The following is a 19,427-nucleotide window of genomic DNA, read 5'->3' on the forward strand; positions in this document are numbered from 1 at the left end:
CCCATGGGCGAGACCCCCATCCCCGGCGGCGTGGCCACCTGGGCGTGCCTGCCCGGCTTCCCGCCTGCGGTCATCTTCCCGTTCACCCCGGCCGAGCGCTTCGGCATCCGCAGCCTGTACGAGTTCCAGCTGCTCATGTACCGCCCGCTGTACTGGCTGGGCTGCGACGGCAAGCCCGGCATCGACTGGGACCTCAGCCTCGGCGAGCAGCCGCGCTGGTCGGCCGACGGGCGCACCTGCACCGTCCGCGTCAAGCCGTGGCGCTGGTCCAACGGCGAGACGGTCAACGCCGACAACGTGCTGTTCTGGATGAACATGCTGGTCCGCAAGGGACCGCGGTACGGCGCCTACACCGAGGGCTACTTCCCGGACAACCTGGTCTCCTACGCCAAGGTCGCCGAGGACGAGGTCAGCTTCACCTTCGACCGGGCGTACTCGAAGAACTGGGTGCTGATGAACCAGCTCACCATGATCACCCCGATGCCGAAGGCGTGGGACCGCACCGCCGACGGGCCTGCCGACGCCACCCACGACCCCGACCAGGTCGACGCGGTCTACGACTTCCTGATGGCCGAGAACGGCGACCCGGTCACCGAGGACAACACCCACCGCACCCGCTGGGCAGGCAGCCCGGTGTGGAGCGTGGTCAACGGGCCGTGGCGGCTCAAGGGGTTCACCGCGGACGGCGTGGTCACCTTCGTGCCCAACGAGCGCTACAGCGGCCCGAACCCCGCCCGGCTGGCCGAGTTCCGCCAGATCCAGACCGAGTCCGACGAGCAGCAGTACCAGCTGCTGCGCGAGCACCCCGACCAGGTGCAGGCCGGGTTCCTGCCGCTGAGCTACGGCGTGCAGCCCGGCGACGACCCGACCGTCGGCGGGCCCAACCCGCTGGGCGCGGACTACACCCTGGCCCCGCAGGTGATGTTCAACGTCAACTTCATCGCGCTGAACTTCGCCAACCCCACCGTCAGCGGCCACCTCATCCGCCAGCCCTACATCCGCCAGGCCCTGCAGAGCTGCATGGACCAGGAGTACGGCGCGCGCGAGGTCTACCAGGGCTACGGCTGGGCGCAGAGCGGGCCGATCCCGATGCACCCGCGCACCGACCTGGTCTCGCCCCGGCTGGCCGACGGCCGCGGCGCGTGGCCGTTCGACATCGAGCGGGCGCGGGAGCTGCTGGCCGCCAACGGCTGGGACACCAGCGCCACCCCCGCGGTGTGCGTGCGGCCGGGCACCGGCCCCGGCGAGGCGGGGGAGGGGATCCCGGCGGGGACGAAGCTCAGCTTCTCGCTGCGCTATTGGGAAGGCAGGCCCGCACTGACCAGGGTCATGGAGCAGTTCGAGGCCGACGCGGCGAAGGCGGGCATCGAGCTGCGGCGCTCGGAGGTCGTCGGGTCGGTGCTCGTCGCCGAGGACGGGCCCGGCCAGCACACCGCGGAGAACCCGAAGCTGTGGGAGCTGTCCTGCTGGGGCGGCGGCTGGGTCTACAACTACCCGACCGGGGAGAACCTGTTCCAGAGCAACGCCGCCTGCAACTTCAGCAACTACGCCGACGCCCGCGCCGACGAGCTGATCGCCCGGACGGTCACCAGCGACGACCTCGCGGTGCTGCACGAGTACCAGGAGTACATCAGCGAGCAGGTGCCGGTGGTCTTCACCCCGACCTTCCCGCGGCGGCTGTTCGAGATCGCGGCGAACCTGCGCGGGGTGACCCCGTTCAACCCGTACGGCCTGATCAACCCCGAGAACTGGTACTACGTCGAGGACACGCCATGACGAGACCTGTGCTGCTGGTCGGGTTCGTGGGGGTCGCGCTGACCGCCCTGCTGCCGGTGCTCGGCGCCGACTCGGTGATCTTCGTCGAGGAGCCCGACGTGGTGCGCAAGCGCGGGGTTCGCCCCAAGGCCGCCGAGTCCGAGCTGGTCCGCGAGCTGATCGAGTGGGAGTTCCACCTGCCGGGCAAGGCCGACGAGTTCTACACCGCCCACCGCGACCTCGACCCGGTGGCGATCGTGCCGCTGACCGAGTACGCCACCCCGTTCGCCGCCCGCCTCGCCGAGCGCTACGAGCTGCCCGGCGCGGGCTACGGCGCCGCGCTGATCCTGCGCGACAAGGCCCTGCTGCGGCAGGTCAGCGCGGCGGCGGGCATCGCCAACCCGCAGAGCGCGCCGGTGTCGGGACCGGCGGACGTGGTGGCGTTCATGCGCGGCTGCCCCGGCCCGGTCGTGCTCAAGCCCGCCAACCGGCAGGCGTCGGTGGGCACCCAGGTGCTCGACGACCCGGCGCAGGTGGAGCGGGCGTGGGCGGAGTGCGTGGTGCAGGACGAGGGCGTGTTCGTCCCCGACCGGCCGATGGACCTGCGCATGCTCGTGGAGCGGTTCGTCGCCGGGCACGAGTACAGCGTGGAGATGCTGGTGCGCGACGGGGAGTCGCTGTTCGCCAACGTCACCGGCAAGCAGCTGTTCCCCGGGCCGCGGCCGGTGGAGCTGGTGCACGTGGTCCCGGCCGACATCGGCGCGGAGCTGGCCGCCCGGCTGGCCGCCGAGACCCTGCGCGTGGTCGAGGCGGTCGGCTTCCAGGACGGCATCGTGCACTGCGAGTGGATCGTCGCCGACGGTGTGCCCCACCTGGTGGAGTGCGCGGGGCGGTTCGCGGGCGACGGGATCATCGAGCTGATCCAGCGCGCGTACCCGGTGGAGCTGAACCGCTGCTACTTCGCGGTGATGCGCGGCGAGCCGCTGCCGGAGGTCATGCCCCGCCGCGCGGCGGGCGCGGCCGCGGTGCGCTTCCTGTCGATCGAGCCCGGCGTGGTCGAGGCCGTGCGCGGGGTCGAGGAGGCGGCCTGCGCCGAGGGCGTGTTCGCCTGCGACGTCGACGTGGCCCCCGGCGACACCTTCACCGGCCTGCGCAGCTCGTGGGACCGGGTGGGCGACGTGATGGTCACCGCCCCGACCCCGGCCGAGGCCCTCCGGCGCGCCGAAGCCGCCGTCGCCCTCATCGAGGTCGACGTCCGCACCCTGGCCGCCGTATGAACGAGCCCATCCCCGCCCCGAGCGCAGGTGACCACCACATGGGCGTCCTCGAATCCGACCTGAGGCGCGGCGACGCAGGCGGGCTGACGGCGATCGTCACGAGCCTGTCGTCGGACGCGCACACCTGGAACCTGGTGTACCTGCAGCTGGTGCTGGAGGAGCTGGGGGTGCGGGTGACCAACCTCGGGGCGTGCGTGCCCGACGCGGTGATCGTCGGCGAGTGCGCGCGGCAGCGGCCCGACCTGGTGGTGGTCAGCAGCCTCAACGGCCACGGCTGCCGCGACGGCGTGCGGCTGATCAGGGCGCTGCGGGCGGAGGCCGGGCTGGTGGCCACCCCGGTGGTCATCGGCGGCAAGCTGGACGTCGCCGCGTCGGACAACTCCGGCCGGCTGCTGGCCGCCGGGTTCGACGCGGTGTTCGACGACGCGGCCGGGCTGCTGCCGTTCCGCTCCTTCGTGCGGACCCTCGCCGGGCGCGCGGGCCTGCCGATCGGGACGCGGTGAGCCTGCTCGCGCCGCCGGCGGCGGCGCCGTTCGGCGCGGTCGTGGCCGACCACCAGGCCCGCGGCGAGTTGGTCGTGCAGCCCAGGATGGGCTTCGCCGACCCGGCGCTGATGCGCGCGGGCCTGCTGGCCACCCGCTCGGCGCGGGCGGCCACCACCGGCACGATCACCCTGGACAGCTACACCCGCGTCGGCGACCACGACGCGGTGCGCCAAGCCCTGGCCGCGGGCGCGGACCTCAACGGCTACCCGCTGGTCGACCACGACCGCGACGCCACCGCCGCCATGCTGGCGGGCCTGGGCTTCCCGGTGCAGGTCCGGCACGGCTCCGCCGACCCGCGGCGGATCGTGCTGGCCCTGCTCGACCACGGCCTGCACGCCACCGAGGGCGGCCCGGTGTCGTACTGCCTGCCCTACAGCCGCACGCCGCTGGCGGCCGCCGTCGCCCACTGGCGGCAGGCGTGCGAGCTGCTGGCGACCCACCCCGACGCGCACATGGAGACCTTCGGCGGCTGCATGATGGGCCAGCTGTGCCCGCCGTCGCTGCTGGTCGCGCTGAGCGTGCTGGAGGGGATGTTCTTCTGGGAGCACGGCATCCGCTGCCTGTCCTTCTCCTACGCCCAGCAGACGCACCCGGGCCAGGACGAGGAGGCGCTGGCCGCGCTGCGGGCGCTGATCGCCCGGTACGTGCCGCACGCCCGCGCGCACGTGGTGGTCTACACCTACATGGGCGTCTACCCGCGCACCCCCGGCGGCGCGCTCGGCCTGCTGGCCGAGTCCGCGCGGCTGGCCGTGCGGGCGGGCGCGGGCAGGCTGATCGTCAAGACGACCGCGGAGGCGCACCGGCTGCCGACGGTCGCCGAGAACGTCGCCGCCCTGGAATACGCCGCGGCCGCCGCCCGCGGCGCCCACCGCAGGGCGGCCACCGAGGACACCGGCATCCTCGCCGAGGCGACCGCGCTGGTCGACAACGTCCTGTCCCTCGACGACGACCTGGGCGCCGCCCTGGTCAAGGCGTTCGCCACCGGCCAGCTCGACGTGCCGTTCTGCCTGCACCCGGACAACGCGGGCCGCGCCCGCGGCCACCTCGACGCCGAGGGCAGGCTGGGCTGGCAGCGGGTCGGCGCCATGCCGATCGCGGCGGGCCCGGCAGGCCCGGCCCGGCTCACCGCGGCGGGCCTGCTCGACGCCCTGCGCTTCGTGGAGCGCCGCTTCGACTCGACCTCCCTGGAATGGAGCAGCCCATGACCGACACCCTGACGACGCTGCCGCCCGGCACCCGCGAGCACCTGCTGTCCCCGGTGACCAGGGCCGCGCTGCGCGTGCAGCACGCCATCACCACCGGGGCGCGCGACTACCTGGGCGCGCACGGCTTCCAGGAGCTGACGCCGCCGCTCATCGGCCCGGTCACCGACCCGGGCATCCGCGGCTCCAAGCAGGTCGACGTCGACTACTACGGCCACCGGTACAAGCTGATGACCAGCGTCATCCTCTACAAGCAGGCGTCGCTGCTGGCCTTCGACAAGATCTTCTACGTCGCCCCCAACGTGCGGCTGGAGCCGCTGGAGACCGCCGACACCGGCAGGCACCTGGCCGAGTTCACCCAGATCGACGTCGAGGTCCGCGACGCGCCCCGCGAGCAGGTGCTGGAGCTGCTGCAGGGGCTCGTGCGCCACATCGTCACCCACGTGCTGCGCGAGCGCCGCGCCGAGCTGGACTTCCTCGGCCGCGACCCGGCCGCGTTCGACGCCCTGCTGAGCACCGAGTTCGAGCGGATGACCCACCGCGCCGCCGTGGCGCTGCTGCGCGGCCTGGCGCACGGGCAGAGCAGCGACGCCGAGATCGACTGGGCGGGCGAGAAGCTGATCTCCGAGCAGACCGACCGGCCGTTCTTCATCGTCGACTACCCCAAGGGCTCGCGCGGCTTCACCGACGGGGAGTCCAGCGCGGAGCCGGGCGTGCTGCGCAACTTCGACCTGATCGCGCCCGCGGGGTTCGGCGAGCTGGCCAGCGGCGGCGAGCGCACGCACGAGTACCGCAGGCTGATCGAGCGCATGCGGGAGACGGGGGAGAACCCGGCCAAGTACGCCTGGTACCTCGACCTGGCCCGCGACGGCCTGCCCGCCAGCGCCGGGTTCGGCCTCGGCCTGGAGCGGCTGACCCGCTACCTGTGCGGGCTGGACTTCGTCTGGCAGGCCAACGCCTACCCGAAGCTGCCCGGGATCGCGTCGCCGTGATCCGCGCCGCCGGTTTCCCCGAGGCCGCCGTGCGGGCCCGGGCCCGCGGCGGCCCGGCCGCCGTGTTCCCCGACGCCGAGGGCTACGGCAGCGCCGTCTTCGGCGCGGTGGCCGCCGACGACCTGGACGACATCCGCATCGTGCCGCCGGTCTTCGTGCCGCACCGGCTGGAGAAGATGTACGAGCTGGGCCGCGAGCCGATCTATCGCGATGTCGAGCTGGCCCGGCCGGTGGGCGGGTTCGACTCCCCGGTGCCGGTGTTCGTCTGCGCCTTCGGGTCGACGCAGGTGGGGTCGGGGCTGGGGGTGGCGGTCAGCGAGCAGGCGGGCAGGCTCGGCGTGCCCATGGTCATCGGCGAGAACGTGGTGCCGATGCACGGCTACGGCCGCGTCGACGCGGTGGCGGACGGCTTGCTGGCCCGCATCCGCGCCTACGGCCGGTCGGCGCCCGACGGCCTCGGGGGAGTGGTCGTCCAGCAGAGCACCGAGGACGCCGACGCCGAGGTCTGGAACCTCGTCTACAGCGACCCCGACGCCACCCGCCTGCTGGACAGCGGCAGGTTGGCGTTCGAGCTGAAGGTCGGCCAGGGCGCGAAACCGGGCCTGGGCGGCATGACCGTGCTGACCCCGGCCGCCGCGGCCGCCGTCGCCGACCGCTACGCCGTGGACGACTCGCTCGGCGAGCTGGTGCTGCGCTCCAGCAGCCCGGGCACGTTCACCGAGGAGATCCTGCGCCAGCAGATCCGCCTGATGCGCAACAACTACCCGCGCGCCCGGGTCTGGGTGAAGCTGCACCCCGGCCGCGACATCGCCCGCGCGGTCGCCGTGGCCTGGTCGGCGGGCGCGGACGCGGTGACCGTCGACGGGGCCGAGGGCGGCACCGGCTGGGCGCCGTCGGTGTTCCTCGACCACGTGGGCCTGCCGCTGGCCGAATGCCTGTCGCGCATCGGCAAGCCCGACGGCGACCTGCTGGTGTCCGGCCGGATCTGGGAGGGCGCCCGCGCCCTGAAGTGCCTGGCCCGCGGCGCCACCGCCGTCGGCCTCGGCCGCGCCGCCCTCGTCGCCGCGGCGGAGGACCCGGCCGACGGCCTCGTGCGCCTCGTCGATTGCCTGGCCTTGGAGCTGCGCCTGCTGCTGAGCGCCCTCGGCAAGTACACCCCCGACACCCTCACCCCCGACGACCTCTGGAGCCCCACCGTTGATCAACTATGACGGCCGCCGCTTCCGCAAACCCGACTCCCCCGACGCCCCCATCTCCACCTACCGCCAGCAGGACGACTTGGTCTGGGCCGAATTCGGCGCAGGCGGCCCGATCCGCCGCGGCTCCCTCACCGGCCTCTGCTCCCCCGACGGCGTGGTCTCCTTCGCCTACACGATGGTCCTCACCGACGGCCGCGTCATCTCCGGCCACAGCGTCAACACCCCCGACCACCTCCCCGACGGCCGCATCCGCCTCACCGAATCCTGGGAACGCTACGGCCCCAACGCCGAACGCGGCGAGTCGACGATCGTGGAGGTGCTGGACTAGGCGTCCCCGCCCGCCAGCCGGGCCAGCAGCCGGGAGCGGAGGCGGACCGCCTTCGGGTCCTCGAACCCGGCGAGCAGGCCCGCCGCCTCCCGCCGCAGCGGCCGGGCCGCGGCGGGATCGCCGGACTCCTGCAGCGCGGCGGCGAGGCCGATGAGGGCCGTGGCGGTGTGCCACGAATCGGCGAGGTCGCGGTGGGCGGCCACCGCGACGCGGTGGAACTGGACGGCCTCGTCCGGCCTGCCCAGCGCCAGCAGGGCGTCGCCTGCCCCGGTCAGCGCGATCGCCTCCCGGCTGCGGTCGCCGATGCGCCGGTGGATCGACGCCGAGTGCTGGAACAGCGGCAGCGCCTCGGCCGGATCGCCCTGCGCCACCCGGATCCGCCCGATCTCGGCCAGGCACACCGCCTCGCAGACGACCAGCCCGCCGTCGCGGGCGAGCCGGAGCGCGCCCTCGGCCGCGGCCAGGGCGTCGGCCAGCCTGCCCGCGCCCCGGTAGGCCATCGCGATCGAGCACAGGGCGTTGCTCTCGGCGATCGGGTCGCCGACCTCGCGGCAGGCCGCCAGCGACGCGCCCAGCGTGGTCACGGCGTCGGCGTGCCGCTCCAGGTCGTGCTCGACCATGCCCAGGTTGCTCAGCAGCCACGCCTCGTTGCCGCGGTCGCCCAACTCGCGGAAGGCGGCGAGGGAGTCGGTGAAGCGGGCGTGCGCCTCCGCCAGCCGGTGCCTGCGGTTGGCCAGCAGCCCGAGGTCGTTGGTCGACATGGCCACGCCCAACCGGTCGTCGATGGACTCGCGGACGGCCAGCGCGGCGCGGTGGAACTCCTCGGCCAGGTCGAGCCGCTGCGACTGCAGGTAGGCCATGCCCAGGCTCGCCAGCAGCTGGCCCTCGCCGAAGCGGTCGCCGATCCGCCGGGCGGACTCCAGGCCGATGCGCCCGGTGGTGATCCAGTCCTCGAACGGGTTCTGCAGCGCGTAGACGCTCCACAGCACTGCGGGGAGCTGCCAGGCCAGCCGGTGCAGCCCGGCGTCCGCCGCGGCGCGCGTGGCGGCCACGAAGTTCGCGCGCTCCAGCTCGTACCACCGGAACGCCTCGTCGTAGTCGGTGAACAGCAGCGGGCTGACCTCCGCCGCCGGCGGGTCGATGAGGACGTCGCGGTCCAACGGGCAGAGGACCGCGACCGCCATCCGCGCGGTGCGCACGTACCAGGTGATCACGCGCTCCACCACCGCATGGCGCTCCTCGGCGGTCTCCTGCTGCGCTGCCTGGTTGGCGGCGTAGGCGCGCAGCAGGTCGTGGAACTCGTAGCGGCCGGGGGCGCGATGCTCCAGGACGTGCGCGCCTGCCAGCGTGTCCAGCAGCGACCGGGCCCGGCTGGCGCCGACGCCGGTCAGCGCCGCGGCGGCCGCGCAGCTGAACTCCTGCCCCGGGTGCAGGCTCAGCAGCCGGAACATCCGCGCCGCATCGGCGGGCAGGGCCCGGTAGGACCACGCGAAGACGCTGCGGACCGCGTCGGACTCGTCGTCGTCCTCGGCGGTGAGCGCCCCCCACAGCGCCGACTCGTCGCGCAGGTCGGCGATGAGCTCGTGCAGCAGCATCATCGGCCTGCTCGACGCCCGCTCCGCCGCGATGCGCAGGGCCAGCGGCAGCCGCGCGCACAGCCTGGCCAGCTCGACCAGCTCATCCGGGTCGTCGTGCGCGCGGTAGCCCGCGGTGACCGTGCGCAGCAGGTGCACCGCCTCGGGCTCCGACAGCGTGCCCAGGGTCAGCCGGTGGGCGTTGTCCCTGGCGACGAGACCGGACAGCCGGTTGCGGCTGGTCACCAGGACCAGGCAGTCGGCGCTACCGGGCAGCAGCGGCCGGACCTGGCCGACGCTGGCGGCGTTGTCCAGCACGATCAGCACCTTCCGGTCGGCGAGCAGCGAGCGGTACAGGGCCGCCTTGTCCTCCACCTCCGCAGCCAGGGCCTCCGGCGGCGCGCCGAGGGCCCGCAGGAAGCGGTCGAGCGCCTGACCGGGGCTGACCTGCGGCCCCGGGTCGTAGCCGCGCAGGTTCACGTACAGGTGGCCGTCGGGGAAGCGGTGCCGGGCGCGGTGGGCCCAGTGCAGCGCCAGCGAGGTCTTCCCGACCCCGGCGGTGCCGGTGATGATGTAGAGCCCGACGACCGAGGGCTCGGCGCGGTCGCCGACCGCCGCGTCCAGCCTGCCCAGCTCCTCGGCACGGTTCACGAACCGGCCGATGTCCCCGGGGAGCTGCCGGGGCAGCGGCCCGTCCTGGCTCGCCTGCCCGCCGTGGAAGTGCACGCCGCCGTGGAGCGCGCCCGCCTGGACGACGCCGGACGATGAGCCGGATATCTGCGTCCGGTTGCTCTGTCCGGCGTCGTCTTCGCGCTCGGGCGGTTCGCGGTCAGGCATTTGCCCTGGCTTTCCGCTATTTCCTGACCGTCGGCGGCGGCAGCGGGGCGACCTCTCGCCGGTAGAAGCTTTCGAGGTCTTCGCCGATTGCGTAGAGGCGGGCGATGAACCGCTGGCAGCGGCGCACGACGGCCGGGTCGGTGATGCGGATGCCGCCGTCCTGGCGGCCGTCGTCGTCGTAGACCAGCTCGTACATGACGTCGGCGCCCAGGGTGATCAGCTCCGGCAGGCGGCCGTGCCGCTCGAACTCCTCGACCTGCTCGGCGCGGACCACCCGCATGCGCTCGCCCGACTGGGCGCGGATGCGCAGCGGCCGGAAGGCCCACTGCAGGTACGGGGTGATGGGCGTCTCGACGACCTTGATCCACCAGGAGCGGATGCCGCGCTCGGCGTCGGTGCGGTACTCCTGCTCCAGCTCCGGGCGCAGCTGCTCGGCCAGGCGCAGCGCCTCGTCCCAGTCGCCGCGGGCGAAGGCCCGCCAACTGGGCATGGTGACGTCCTGGAACTCCTGGCGCCGCTCCAGCTTCCAGAACCCCGGATCGCCGTGCGCCCAGTAGTCCGCGTCCACGCGGGCCAGGTAGTCGTGGTGGTGCAGCCGCTCGCCCGCGGTGCCGCGCAGCAGCTCATGCATCGGGGATGTCCGGCTTCGCCGCGATCACCATCGCCCCCGGGAGCACGACCAGGCGCTCGTCGTCGCCGACGCTGACGTCGGCGGGCAGCCGGGTCCGGTACACCTCCGTCAGGTCGCGGCCGATGACCGCCACGTCGCCGTTGGACAGCTGCCAGATGTCCGGGCACCCCTGCTTCGACGAGGTGCTGGCGGCATCCCCGTCGCCCCCGCTGCCCGGCGCTTTCGGGGATAACCCGAGCCGTTTGGAGAACTCCGCCGCCGGATTCGCTTGCCATGCCATTCCCGCGCCCCCTTCGTGCCACCGGAAGTGATCAATGCTAACAGAATTGCTGTTGTGCGAGAACGCCCGATTGTGTATTCGGATCACCCGGATGAGTTGTAAACGCAGACCAATGGTCGCGCAATTCCTGGCGGATTGTGGCGCATTTTCAGGCTCCGGGAACGCCCCGGGGACGGCGCTGCTGACAAACTTTCACGTCACGTCGCACGGGGTTCCCATATCTCGCCCGTCGAGTGGAATCCGGTGGCGGGCAGGGCGATCCGGGCTGCGAATTACTGCATTCGCATGATCGAAGTTGAGCGAAAGGTCGGCTAATCTCGCATTACCCTGCAATTCGGGCGAGGGAGCCCCCATGCGACGCAGTTATGGTCTAGTCCAATCTAGCAGTCACCGCAAGCTCGTGGCGATCGCCGCGATGTTCGCCCTGCTGATCGGCGTCATCCCGGCGGCAGCGGCGGCGCCGCGACCCGGGGCGACCTCGGCGACGGCCGGGTTGGTGCCGCTTCCCGTGGTGGTCGAAGAGGACACCCGGGCGCGGCCGTTCGTCCTGCAGCCGAATGTCGCGGTGATCGCGGCGGGTGCGGCTGCGGCGGTCGGGGAGCAGTTGGCCGAGCAGCTCCGGGACGCGACCGGGTTCCGGGTGCCGGTGCGCAGCCACGGGAGCGGGATCCGGATCACCGTCGACCCCAAGGCGCGCTACACCGTGGACGGGGCCGCGCCCACCGCGGAGTCCTATGTCCTCGACGTCGACCACCGGGGTGTGGCCATCACCGCCCGCACCGCCCACGGGGCGTTCAACGGCGTGCAGACGTTCCGGCAGCTGCTGCCCGTGTGGGCCGACTCGCCGACCCCGGTCGCCGCGGAGTGGAAGGTGCGGGCGATCCACGTCGAGGACGCGCCGCGGTTCAGCTACCGGGGCATCATGCTCGACGTCGCGCGGTCGTTCCAGGACGTGGATGAGGTCAAGCGGCACATCGACGTGCTCGCCGGGCTCAAGATGAGCGTGCTGCACCTGCACCTGGCCGACGACCAGGGGTGGCGCATCGAGATCACCAACGACGGCAAGGCGGCCGACGACCCCATCGACTACACCGCGCTGACCCGGGTCTCCGGGGCCACCGCGATGGACGAGCGCGGGCACCGGCAGGAGCTCGGCCGGACCGGGTACTACACGCAGGCCCAGTACCGCGACATCGTGGAGTACGCGCGCCAGCGGTACGTCACCGTCGTGCCCGAGGTCGACGTCCCCGGCCACACCAACGCCGTCCTGCACGCGATCCCGCAGCTCAACACCGACCGCTCGCTGCCCGCCCGCGACCCGCGCACCGGCGTCGTCCCGTGGAACGGCACCACCGCGGTCGGGTACTCCGCGCTCGACGAGCGCCACGAGCTGACCTACAAGTTCGTCGAGCACGTCTTCGGCCAGCTCGCCGAGCTGACCGGCGGGCCCTACGTCCACATCGGCGGCGACGAGTCGCACGCGATGGGGCACGCGCGGTACGTCGACTTCGTGACCCAGGCGGTGCCCAGGGTCAAGGCGGCGACCGGGGTCGGGACGATGGGCTGGAGCGAGTACGCCGAGGCCGGGCTGGCCCAGGGGCCCGGCTACTGGGAAGGCTCGGTCGTGCAGTACTGGATCGGCTCCGGGGACTGGGTGCGCGACTTCGTGGCCAAGGGCGGCAAGGCCGTGGTGTCCAAGGCCGACGGCGCCTACCTCGACCAGAAGTACGCCCCCACCACCCCGATCGGGCTGAGCTGGGCCTGCCGCGTCGACTGCGACTTCCCCAAGTACTACGCCTGGGACCCGACGACGACGGTCACCGGCGGCATCCCCGAGGCGGGCGTGCTGGGCGTGGAAGGTCCACTGTGGTCGGAGACGATCCGCGGCGGCGACCAGGCCCAGTACCTCGCCCTCCCGCGCGCCGCGGCGGTGCTGGAGACCGGGTGGACGCCTGCCGCGCGCAAGGACATCACCGGTTTCACCGCCCGGCTCGCCCAGCTCGGCGCGCGGTTCACCGTCGCGGGCCGCAACTTCTACGAGAGCCCGGCCGCGGCGTGGGCGGCGTCCATCGCGGGCACCGACGCCACCGCCCGCCGCGGCGTCCCCGCCCGCATCGGCCTCGGCCTGGTCGCCGCGCCCGGCACCAAGACCGACGGCCGGGCCATCACCCCGGACACCACCGACGCCGACGGCGACCCGGCCTCCGCCAGCGCGCTGACCGCCCCGCTCACCGCAACGGCGACCTGCGCGGGCGTGGTCCTGCCGGTGACCTTCACCCAGGCCCAGCCGCGCGACGCGCTCAACGCCGCGGGCCTCTACACCGCGGGGATCGAGGCGGGCTTCACCCGCGACACCCGGTGCGTGCTCACCCCGTCGGCCGGCGCGCCGATCGCGGTGGACGTCGACGTCGACCGGCCCCGCGACGAGCGGTCCAGCCCGGCGGCGGCGCCCGGCCTGACCATCGGCGGCACCGCCCGCGCGGGCACCTGGGTGCCGCTGGGCCTGGCCGGGTTCGCGCCGGGCTACGTGGAGATCCGCATCGACGGCGCCCCGGCCTACACCGTCAGGGCGGGCGCCGACGGCCGGTTCCAGCGCCACGGGCTCATCCCCGCGGCGACCGCGACCGGCACGCGCACGATCACCGCCGTGCAGGGCGACCGGACGGCGAGCGCGACCGTGGAGATCACGGGTTAGAGAACCACCGGCGGTCCGCGGGCGCATCGCGCGTGCGCCTGCGGACCGCCCGGTCGTACGCCTTCGCCCCGCCCACGAACGCCCACGCCCAGCCCGATGGCCTGCCCGCCACCGCGGCCAGGTGCGGCTCGGCCAGGCTGTACTGGTACATCCTGGTGAACGCCGCGGCGAAGAGGTTGTGCGCCTCCACCGCGCGCGGGTGCGGCCGGGCCGCCGCGAGGTAGCGCTGGGACAGGGCGGCGATTTCATCCCGGACCGCGGCCCCGAAGTAGTCCCACATCGCCCTGCGGTCGGCCCCGCGGCCCGAGGCCCGGAACGCCGCGGCCAGCCCGGCGTGCACCCGGAAGTGGGCCAGCACCACCAGCGCCACCCGCGGGTCGCCGGACCCGGCCGAGCGCGCCACCGAGCGCGCGAACTCCAGTGCGTCGGCGGGGTCGAGGATCTCCACCCGCGCGCGGTGGGCGGAGAACAGCGTCGGGCCGCGCTTGACCACCCGCGCCCACGCCTTGTCGCACTCGGCGCGGTTGGTCGCCGAGGTGACCGTCTGGAGCAGGTCGTGCGGGACCGGGTCGGCGTCGAGGAGCTCGGCGGCCTGGTTGAGCGGGCCCAGCGCGCGGCGCAGGTAGGCGTGCGCCATCCGGGCGGCGTTGGGGTCGGTGGCGCCGTCGGCGATCACCTGGGCCTCGCTGATCGACACCGCGCCCGCGAGCAGGGACAGCTCCGGGTCCACGTCGTCCATCGCCATGCCCAGCACCTGGCTGCCCGACCCGACGAGCCTGCTCGCCAGCACCTCGACCCGCAGCGAGCGGACCTCGGGCTGGGCGCGTGCCTCGGCCAGCACGGTGCGGGCCGCCCCGAGGCGGTGCTCCTCCAGTTCGGCGATGGCCGCGTCCAGCGCGGTGTCGTGCCAGGCGTGGTCCCAAGCTCGGTCGTCCATCGGTCCTCACAGGTACTTCGCCGCAGCGCGCCGGTAGGCGGCCTCGCCGCCGACGAAGGCCCACGCGGCGTCGCTGAGGTGGTCGTTCATCGCCCGCAGGTGCGGCGCGGCGTGCGCGGCGTCGTCGAGCGCGGTGAAGATCGCCGCGAAGGCGTTGTGCGCCCAGCTGGTCTGCGGCAGCGACAGCGGGGTGGCGAGCAGCTTCGCCGACGCGGCCACGAGTTCCCCGCGCGCGGGACGGGCGTGCCGGGCCACCGGGACGCGCCGGTGCGCGGCCGCCTCGAACCACGCCTCGGCGACCACGGCGTTGACCGGGTGCCCGTCCGGGGCCGCGGTCGCGCTGCTGCGGGCGAAGTCGAGCATGCGCCGCTCGTCCCCGCCCCACTTCGGCGCCAGCGACTGCACCCGCCGCCGCACGGCCACGGTCATCGTCGGGCAGCGGCGCGCGATCTCCTTCCACAGCGCGTCCTGCTCGCCGCGGTCGAAGCCCAGGCCGCGCGCCACCGGGTCCAGCTCGCTCCACGGCACCGGGTCGGCGGGCAGCAGCTCGGCCGCGCCGCGCAGCGGGGCCACCGCCTGCGCGAGGTGGTTGTGGAACACCTTGAACCGCGCCGCCCCCACCGTCTCGGCCCGCCCCGCGCCGCGGATGGCCCACGCCTCCCGCACGAACACCGCGCCGCTGAGCAGCAGCAGATCAGGATCACCCGATCCGGCGATGGTGGCGATCTCCTCGCCGAACCCGATCAGCGCCTCGGCCAGCTCGCCGACCCGGAACACCCGGATCTCCGGCTGGTCGCGGCACTCGCCCAGCACGGTCCGCGCGGCGCCCAGCTTGCCCTCCTCGGCCTCGGCCAACGCGGCGTCGAGAATCGGATCCCGCCAGCTTCGTCCTCTGGTGACCGTGCGGGCCGGACTCCGGCGCAACCACCCCATGCCCGGGCACGCTACCCGCCCTGTGGTGGTGGCCACTCCCCGGCCGACAGGCGCTGCAGCACCGCCCGCTTGGCCGCGGTGAACTCCTCCTCGGTGAGCACGCCGCCCGCGCGCAGGTCGCCGAGCTCGCGCAGCCTGCGCATGAGCACGTCCACATCGGGCGGCTCCGGCGCGGCCGCCGCGCGCGGCTTGGGGATGCGGGCCACGACGGCGGCGGCCACCAGGGCGGTCAGCGCCTCGTTCTCGGTGCCCCAGCTCAGCCGCACGGCGTTGAGGTCGCCCGTCGGCGCGACGTTGGGGCTGGCGTCGCGCACGATGAACCGCAGCACGCCGTCGGTGAGGCCGCTGGAGGGCCGCCACACCACCGAGGTGATCCTCTCGATCGGCAGCTCCTGGGCGCCCGCCCGGCGCTTGGCCTCCGGCGCCTGCCAGCTCCACTCCAGCAGCACGCGCGTGCCGTCGAAGGACACCACCGCCTCCGACACCGTCGCGCTGACCGGCACCGCGGGCCCGGGCAGCAGGAACCGGTCCACCGGCCCGTCGCCGTCGGGCCGCGGGGTGAACCGGAACGCCTCGACGAGGTAGTCGGCGTCGACGACGTGGGCGGGCTCGACCGCCAGCCGGTAGGGGTCGGCGTTCTCCGGCAGGTGGTTGCCGACCGCCTGGGCCAGCGGGTCCGCGCCGTCGCGCAGCCGCGCCCGCAGCACCCCGCCCTTCTTCGCGGGCTGGTAGCTGATCGCCGCGATCGCCGCCACCGGCACCACCAGCTCGCCGACGGCCTTCCTGAGCTTGTGCACCTTGCGCTCGGCCCCGGGCGTGATCCGCAACACCGAGCCGTCGAACCCCCAGGTCCCCTCGGCCGTGGTCACCTCAGCCATGCGGGCGACCCTACCAAGATCGGAAAACGCACTAGGCCCAGGTCGTTGCCGACCTGGGCCTAGTGGTGGTGCGCCGCCAGGGACTCGAACCCCGAACCCGCTGGTTAAGAGCCAGCTGCTCTGCCAGTTGAGCTAGCGGCGCTCGTTGCTGACGGGGGAAAAGCTAGCACAGCCCCCGCCCGGTCCCGAAATCGGGGGGTCGACGGCAGGCAACCGGGCATCCCGTTCAGGCGTCACCCGATCGTGGGGCACACTGGGTTCCTACAGGTCAGCGTGAGGAAAGTGGGGGACGGATGCGGGGACGGGTAGGCGTGCTCGTCGCGGTTCTGGTCGGCCTGTCCGGGTGCACGGCGGCGCCCGAGCAAGCGGCGCCCGCGGGGGATGCTGGGGTTGTGACAACCACCACGACCACACCCCCCGAGCCGCTGCGGCTGCAGCTCAGCCCGACCGACAAGGCCACCGGGATCGAGCCGGGGCAGCCGGTGACGGCGCAGGTCACCGGGGGTGTGCTCAGCGAGGTCGTGCTCAAGAACGACGCCGGGAAGGCGGTCGAGGGCGCGCTGTCGCAGGACGGTCGCACGTGGACGTACGCGGGCGGGCTCGGGTTCGGCAAGACCTACACCGTGACCGCCACCGGCAAGGACGCCGAGGGCAAGCCGACGACCGCGAGTGCGACCTTCACCACGGCCAAGCCCGCGCGCAAGACCGCGCTGTCGATGAACCCGCTCGACGGGCAGACCGTCGGCGTCGGGCAGCCGTTCTCCTTCTACTTCAGCACCGACATCGCGGACAAGGCGGCGGCCGAGAAGGCCATCAAGATCACCACCCAGCCCGCGGCCGAGGGCGCCTTCTACTGGTACGACGACCGCACGGTGCACTGGCGGCCCAAGGAGTACTGGAAGCCGGGCACCAAGGTCACCGTCGACGCCCGCATCTACGGCAAGCACTTCGGCAACGGCACCTACGGCAGCGAGGACCGCAAGGCCGCGGTCACCATCGGCGACGCCGTGGTGATGAAGGCCGACGGCAAGACCCACCAGATGACGGTGACGATCAACGGCAAGGTGGCCAGGACCATGCCCATCTCGATGGGCAAGCCCGGCCACGAGACCCCGGTCGGCACGTACGTGGTCATGAGCGAGCACCGCAACTACACAATGGACTCCTCCACCTACGGCGTGCCGGTCTCGGCGGCCGAGGGGTACCGCACCACAGTCGAGGTGGCCACCCGGATGTCCAACAGCGGGATCTTCTACCACTCCGCACCCTGGTCGGTCGGCGACCAGGGCAGGCGCAACGTCAGCCACGGCTGCATCAACGTCTCCACCGAGAACGCGCGCTGGCTCCAGCAGATCTCGCAGAAGGGCGACGTCATCACCGTGGTCAACTCCGGTGGGCCGAAGCTGCAGCACTGGGACGGCCTCGGCGTGTGGCAGGTGCCGTGGGAGACCTGGCGCAAGGGCGGCCGCTGACGTGGACGGGCCCCCGGCGGGACTGCCGGGGGCCCGTTTCGCTACCGGCCTAGGACAGGGCGCCGGTGTACTGCTGGATCCAGCTGCGCAGGGCCGAGACGTCGGTGTAGATCGACGGGGCCACCGCGCACTGCGAGCCGCCGCCGGAGCGGCTGGTCGCCCCGATCAGCTCCCACTGGCCGCCGACGGACTTGATCTGCGGGCCGCCGGAGTCGCCGTAGCAGGCGCCCGCGTTGTTGCCGGGGTTGTCGGTGCAGATCTCGACCGAGCCGGAGATGCCCGAGCACTCGTAGTCGTTGACGATCGAGGTGTCGAGCTCCTGCAGGGTCACGGGCGCGCCGCAGGCCCCGCGGACCGGGCAGGTCTGGCCCCACCCGATGATCCGGGTGGCGGTGCCGACCGGGCCCGAGGTCGTGGAGATGCGCACCGGCGTCTGGGTGACGCTGGTGCTCAGCTGCACGAGCGCGATGTCGTACGGCCCGCGGTAGGACGGGTGGATGATGATGCGGGAGGCCCGCGCCAGCGTCCCGCCGCTGGTGCGGTTGGTGGTGCCGATCCGAGCCTGGGTGCTGCTCGGCGAGCGGCCCTGCACGCAGTGCGCGGCCGTCACCACCCAGTTGGCCTTGATGAGCGAACCACCGCAGAAGTGCCCGCCGGAGGTCGACTGCAGCGACACCATGAAGCTGTAGGTCTGGGTCGCGTTGCGCCCACCGACGATCATCGTGCCCATCTCGGTGTCGCCGGACGGCGGCGCGGCAGCGGCCGCGTTCGGCGCCACGACGGCGGCCGCGGCGGCGATGACGCCCACCAGCAGGGTGCGAACCTTCATATCCGGGTCTCTCCTTCCGCCACCGGGCCCTCGACCGGCGGCGTGGAGTCACGCTAGGAGAGCCGGATCACACCCGGCACCCGCCAACCGGTGGGGCTCGTTGCCAGTAAGGGATTCACCGGAGATGGGAACGCCGCACCGCAGCAGGTCAGCCCCCGCGGGGCGGTCGGATGATCGGGAAGATTCCCAGACAAGCGCCGAGGCCGGTCCGCGGGGGACCGGCCTCGATGGGGTGAGTGACGGGACTTGAACCCGCGACATCCTGGACCACAACCAGGTGCTCTACCAGCTGAGCTACACCCACCATGCGCACGGGCGCGCCGTGCGGGGCAATCGTAGCGCGCCCGGGGAAGGGGTCACGCCTGGGGGTTGACCAGCAGGCCCTCGGCCACCGCCTTGGCCTCGTCGGTGGTGGGGCCGGGCTGGGCGACGAAGACGGTGCCGCGGTAGTAGCGCAGCTCGCGGATGGACTCCTGGATGTCGGCCAGCGCGCGGTGGGCCAGGCCCTTGTCCGGCTGGGCGTAGTACACCCGGGGGTACCAGCGGCGGGCCAGCTCCTTGATCGACGACACGTCCACCATGCGGTAGTGCAGGTGGGCGTCCAGCGACGGCATGTCCCGGCTGATGAAGCCGCGGTCGGTGGCGATGGAGTTGCCGCACAGCGGGGCGGAGCGGACCTCGGGGACGTGCTGGCGGACGTAGTCCAGCACGGCGCGCTCGGCGTCGGCGAGGGTGAGGGTGGAGGCGCGGACCTCGTCGGTGAGCCCGGAGCGGGCGTGCATGTCGGCGACGACCTCGGGCATGCCCGCGAGCACCTCGTCGGAGGCGTGGATGACCAGGTCGACACCGTCGCCGAGGACGTTGAGCTCGGAGTCGGTGACCAGGGCGGCGATCTCGATCAGGGCGTCGCGGCCGAGGTCGAGGCCGGTCATCTCGCAGTCGATCCATACCAAGCGGTCCGTCACCCGACGTAGCTTAGCCGCACCGGTTGGCAGCGTTCTCAGCCCGCGGGCCGCCCGCGCGCACGCCGCGGATGCGCAGGGGCACGGCCGGTAGCCGCTGT

Annotated in this window: 17 protein-coding genes and 2 tRNA genes; 9 read left to right on the forward strand and 10 right to left on the reverse strand. The window is 73.2% G+C overall.

The features are described 5' to 3' along the window. Window positions 1-3: 3 nt before the first annotated feature. Genes ACWEPX_RS20150 through ACWEPX_RS20180 form a run of 7 tightly spaced genes read left to right on the forward strand, consistent with a single transcriptional unit; the run spans window position 4 to window position 7,298 of the window. Window positions 4-1,776: an ABC transporter substrate-binding protein gene (locus tag ACWEPX_RS20150; RefSeq protein WP_451898722.1), complete on the forward strand. Its 1,773-nt coding sequence runs from the start codon at window positions 4-6 to the stop codon at window positions 1,774-1,776. Further along, on the forward strand, window positions 1,773-3,032 hold the full coding sequence (locus ACWEPX_RS20155; RefSeq protein WP_451898723.1) for an ATP-grasp domain-containing protein: 1,260 nt from the start codon (window positions 1,773-1,775) through the stop codon (window positions 3,030-3,032). Before ACWEPX_RS20150 ends, ACWEPX_RS20155 begins: the two co-directional genes overlap by 4 nt. A gap of 38 nt (window positions 3,033-3,070) precedes the next feature. Next, entirely contained in the window at window positions 3,071-3,535 is a 465-nt protein-coding gene (locus tag ACWEPX_RS20160; RefSeq protein WP_451898827.1) for a cobalamin B12-binding domain-containing protein, read from the forward strand. Next, complete coding sequence (locus tag ACWEPX_RS20165) at window positions 3,532-4,782, forward strand: methylaspartate mutase (protein WP_451898724.1); 1,251 nt, start codon at window positions 3,532-3,534, stop codon at window positions 4,780-4,782. The genes ACWEPX_RS20160 and ACWEPX_RS20165 overlap by 4 nt, the downstream gene beginning before the upstream one ends. Beyond that, window positions 4,779-5,771, forward strand: a complete 993-nt coding sequence (locus ACWEPX_RS20170; RefSeq protein WP_451898725.1) for an asparagine synthetase A — start codon at window positions 4,779-4,781, stop codon at window positions 5,769-5,771. Before ACWEPX_RS20165 ends, ACWEPX_RS20170 begins: the two co-directional genes overlap by 4 nt. Beyond that, window positions 5,768-6,982, forward strand: coding sequence for a glutamate synthase-related protein (locus ACWEPX_RS20175; protein WP_451898726.1), 1,215 nt, complete (start codon window positions 5,768-5,770; stop codon window positions 6,980-6,982). Before ACWEPX_RS20170 ends, ACWEPX_RS20175 begins: the two co-directional genes overlap by 4 nt. After that, window positions 6,969-7,298, forward strand: coding sequence for a hypothetical protein (locus ACWEPX_RS20180; RefSeq protein ID WP_451898727.1), 330 nt, complete (start codon window positions 6,969-6,971; stop codon window positions 7,296-7,298). Before ACWEPX_RS20175 ends, ACWEPX_RS20180 begins: the two co-directional genes overlap by 14 nt. Here ACWEPX_RS20180 and ACWEPX_RS20185 read toward each other — a convergent pair. The 3 genes from ACWEPX_RS20185 to ACWEPX_RS20195 are packed head-to-tail and all read right to left on the reverse strand — an operon-like array spanning window position 7,295 to window position 10,620. Next, on the reverse strand, window positions 7,295-9,709 hold the full coding sequence (locus ACWEPX_RS20185; protein ID WP_451898728.1) for an ATP-binding protein: 2,415 nt from the start codon (window positions 9,707-9,709) through the stop codon (window positions 7,295-7,297). The genes ACWEPX_RS20180 and ACWEPX_RS20185 overlap by 4 nt on opposite strands. A 16-nt stretch (window positions 9,710-9,725) precedes the next feature. Further along, the gene (locus tag ACWEPX_RS20190) at window positions 9,726-10,340 is read right to left on the reverse strand and encodes a DUF6879 family protein (protein WP_451898729.1); all 615 of its coding nucleotides are present in this window, start codon (window positions 10,338-10,340) and stop codon (window positions 9,726-9,728) included. Further along, on the reverse strand, window positions 10,333-10,620 hold the full coding sequence (locus ACWEPX_RS20195; RefSeq protein ID WP_451898730.1) for a hypothetical protein: 288 nt from the start codon (window positions 10,618-10,620) through the stop codon (window positions 10,333-10,335). Before ACWEPX_RS20195 ends, ACWEPX_RS20190 begins: the two co-directional genes overlap by 8 nt. 352 nt (window positions 10,621-10,972) lie before the next feature. Here ACWEPX_RS20195 and ACWEPX_RS20200 point away from each other — a divergent pair, with 352 nt between their 5' ends. After that, entirely contained in the window at window positions 10,973-13,315 is a 2,343-nt protein-coding gene (locus tag ACWEPX_RS20200; protein WP_451898731.1) for a family 20 glycosylhydrolase, read from the forward strand. On the opposite strand, the gene ACWEPX_RS20205 is transcribed toward ACWEPX_RS20200, so the two are convergent. The 4 genes from ACWEPX_RS20205 to ACWEPX_RS20220 form a co-directional block, all read right to left on the reverse strand. Beyond that, the gene (locus tag ACWEPX_RS20205) at window positions 13,305-14,252 is read right to left on the reverse strand and encodes a hypothetical protein (protein ID WP_451898732.1); all 948 of its coding nucleotides are present in this window, start codon (window positions 14,250-14,252) and stop codon (window positions 13,305-13,307) included. The two genes, ACWEPX_RS20200 and ACWEPX_RS20205, sit on opposite strands and share 11 nt — an antisense overlap. A 6-nt stretch (window positions 14,253-14,258) precedes the next feature. Further along, window positions 14,259-15,185 carry a hypothetical protein gene (locus ACWEPX_RS20210; RefSeq protein WP_451898733.1) on the reverse strand — a complete coding sequence of 309 codons (927 nt, stop codon included), beginning with the start codon at window positions 15,183-15,185 and terminating at the stop codon, window positions 14,259-14,261. Between the two features lie 11 nt (window positions 15,186-15,196). Next, window positions 15,197-16,063, reverse strand: a complete 867-nt coding sequence (locus ACWEPX_RS20215) for a DUF4429 domain-containing protein (RefSeq protein WP_451898734.1) — start codon at window positions 16,061-16,063, stop codon at window positions 15,197-15,199. 66 nt (window positions 16,064-16,129) lie between these two features. Further along, window positions 16,130-16,205 (reverse strand) — tRNA-Lys (locus ACWEPX_RS20220). A gap of 250 nt (window positions 16,206-16,455) precedes the next feature. On the opposite strand from ACWEPX_RS20220, the gene ACWEPX_RS20225 reads away from it, so the two are divergent. Continuing rightward, on the forward strand, window positions 16,456-17,535 hold the full coding sequence (locus tag ACWEPX_RS20225; protein WP_451898735.1) for a L,D-transpeptidase: 1,080 nt from the start codon (window positions 16,456-16,458) through the stop codon (window positions 17,533-17,535). A gap of 49 nt (window positions 17,536-17,584) precedes the next feature. On the opposite strand, the gene ACWEPX_RS20230 is transcribed toward ACWEPX_RS20225, so the two are convergent. The 3 genes from ACWEPX_RS20230 to orn form a co-directional block, all read right to left on the reverse strand. Continuing rightward, on the reverse strand, window positions 17,585-18,364 hold the full coding sequence (locus ACWEPX_RS20230; protein WP_451898736.1) for a S1 family peptidase: 780 nt from the start codon (window positions 18,362-18,364) through the stop codon (window positions 17,585-17,587). Window positions 18,365-18,592: 228 nt separating this feature from the next. Then, a tRNA-His gene (locus tag ACWEPX_RS20235) sits at window positions 18,593-18,668 on the reverse strand. A gap of 52 nt (window positions 18,669-18,720) precedes the next feature. Next, a complete protein-coding gene (gene orn, locus ACWEPX_RS20240) occupies window positions 18,721-19,329 on the reverse strand; it encodes an oligoribonuclease (protein WP_451898737.1) in 609 nt (202 codons plus the stop codon). Between the last annotated feature and the right edge of the window lie 98 nt (window positions 19,330-19,427).

It is taken from the genome of Actinokineospora sp. NPDC004072, assembly GCF_053604195.1.

Bases quoted from the DNA above. Each gene is read 5' to 3' on its own strand.
- ACWEPX_RS20150 (WP_451898722.1), top strand. From the start codon at position 4: ATGGGCGAGACCCCCATCCCCGGCGGCGTGGCCACCTGGGCGTGCCTG.
- ACWEPX_RS20155 (WP_451898723.1), top strand. From the start codon at position 1,773: ATGACGAGACCTGTGCTGCTGGTCGGGTTCGTGGGGGTCGCGCTGACC.
- ACWEPX_RS20160 (WP_451898827.1), top strand. From the start codon at position 3,071: ATGGGCGTCCTCGAATCCGACCTGAGGCGCGGCGACGCAGGCGGGCTG.
- ACWEPX_RS20170 (WP_451898725.1), top strand. From the start codon at position 4,779: ATGACCGACACCCTGACGACGCTGCCGCCCGGCACCCGCGAGCACCTG.
- ACWEPX_RS20185 (WP_451898728.1), bottom strand. From the start codon at position 9,709: ATGCCTGACCGCGAACCGCCCGAGCGCGAAGACGACGCCGGACAGAGC.
- ACWEPX_RS20190 (WP_451898729.1), bottom strand. From the start codon at position 10,340: ATGCATGAGCTGCTGCGCGGCACCGCGGGCGAGCGGCTGCACCACCAC.
- ACWEPX_RS20195 (WP_451898730.1), bottom strand. From the start codon at position 10,620: ATGGCATGGCAAGCGAATCCGGCGGCGGAGTTCTCCAAACGGCTCGGG.
- ACWEPX_RS20200 (WP_451898731.1), top strand. From the start codon at position 10,973: ATGCGACGCAGTTATGGTCTAGTCCAATCTAGCAGTCACCGCAAGCTC.
- ACWEPX_RS20205 (WP_451898732.1), bottom strand. From the start codon at position 14,252: ATGGACGACCGAGCTTGGGACCACGCCTGGCACGACACCGCGCTGGAC.
- ACWEPX_RS20210 (WP_451898733.1), bottom strand. From the start codon at position 15,185: ATGGGGTGGTTGCGCCGGAGTCCGGCCCGCACGGTCACCAGAGGACGA.
- ACWEPX_RS20215 (WP_451898734.1), bottom strand. From the start codon at position 16,063: ATGGCTGAGGTGACCACGGCCGAGGGGACCTGGGGGTTCGACGGCTCG.
- ACWEPX_RS20230 (WP_451898736.1), bottom strand. From the start codon at position 18,364: ATGAAGGTTCGCACCCTGCTGGTGGGCGTCATCGCCGCCGCGGCCGCC.